General features: G+C 32.6%; 2 protein-coding genes. Both read left to right on the top strand.

Features of this window, described 5'->3' with window-relative positions:
* Positions 1–760, top strand: a 760-nt coding sequence (locus Q3287_RS19330; RefSeq protein WP_407964673.1) for a diaminopropionate ammonia-lyase, incomplete at its 5' end; no start/stop codon positions are given.
* A 195-nt stretch (positions 761–955) separates the two neighbouring features.
* Positions 956–1336 (top strand): M20/M25/M40 family metallo-hydrolase (locus tag Q3287_RS19325; protein ID WP_407964672.1); only part of this gene is annotated, 381 nt, incomplete at its 3' end.

The raw sequence follows: 1336 nt of genomic DNA, 5'->3' as shown, positions 1-1336 counted from the left end.
ATTTAGATTAAATAAAATCAAAGGAGAAGGAGCAGATGCTAGTATAACAGACTTAAACTATGATGATGCAGTAAGATTAGCTAATGACTATGCAGAAGCTGATGACCACGGAGTAATGGTTCAAGATACAGCATGGGACGGATATGAAGAAATTCCAGCATGGATAATGCAAGGATATGGAACTATGGCTAAAGAAGCTATAGAGCAATTAAAAGAATATGGAGTAGACAGACCAACACACGTATTTGTGCAAGCAGGAGTTGGTTCACTTGCTGGTGCAGTTCAAGGATATGTTGCTTCAATATACGATGAATGCCCAATAACAGTAGTAGTAGAAGCTGATGAAGCTGATTGCTACTATAAATCAGCAGAAGCAGGAGATGGAAAACCAAGATTTGTTGGAGGAGATATGCCAACTATAATGGCTGGTCTTGCTTGTGGAGAACCAAATACTATAGGGTTTGAAGTGTTAAAAAATTATTCATCAGCATTCGTTTCAGCACCAGACTGGGTTTCTGCTAAAGGTATGAGAATACTAGGAAATCCTCTAAGAGGAGATGAAAAAGTAATTTCTGGAGAATCTGGAGCAGTTACAACTGGAGCATTAGTTTCAATCCTTGAAAGTGAAGATTTAAAAGACTTAAGAGAAGCTTTAAAATTAGATGAAAACTCTAAAGTATTATTAATAAGTACAGAAGGAGACACTGACCCTGATAAATATAAAGATATAGTTTGGAATGGTGAGTGCCAAAGCAAATAAAAGACTTAAAATAAGAACTAAATAAAATCAAAATAAGAGCTAATTAAAATCAAAATAAAGTCTAAATAAGAATTTAATAAATAAAATATAAAGAAGCGAAAAATCAATAAATTAAATAAAGTATGAGTAAATTAAAAAAGTAAAATATCAAAGTGAAACATCAACAAATTAAAAATTATATGGGGGAATATCAAAATGTTAAATGAAATAAGAAAAAAACAATTAACTGAAGTATGCCAAGATTTAATAAGAAATGCTAGTTATTCAGGTCAGGAAGAAAATGTAGTAAAAGCAATAGAAGAAAACTTTGCTTTACTAGGTTTTGATAGCTGGTCAAGAGATAGATATGGAAATATAGTAGGATGCATAAAAGGAAACAAACCAGGTAAAAAAATATTATTTGATGGACATATAGATACAGTTCCAGTTCCAGATGCAAGTAAATGGAGTGTTCCTCCTTTTGAAGCGAGAATAGTAGATGGAAAAATATATGGTAGAGGAACTTCTGATATGAAAGGGCAAGTAAGTGCTATGATGGCAGCTGTTTCATACTTTGCAGAAGATACTAACAAAGAC

This window comes from Clostridioides sp. GD02404 (genome assembly GCF_045898275.1).
In the GTDB taxonomy this organism is placed as follows: Bacteria; Bacillota; Clostridia; order Peptostreptococcales; family Peptostreptococcaceae; genus Clostridioides; species Clostridioides difficile_A.
The sequence above is the reverse complement of the archived record's forward strand: the minus strand, read 5'-3'. Positions and strand labels throughout refer to the sequence as shown.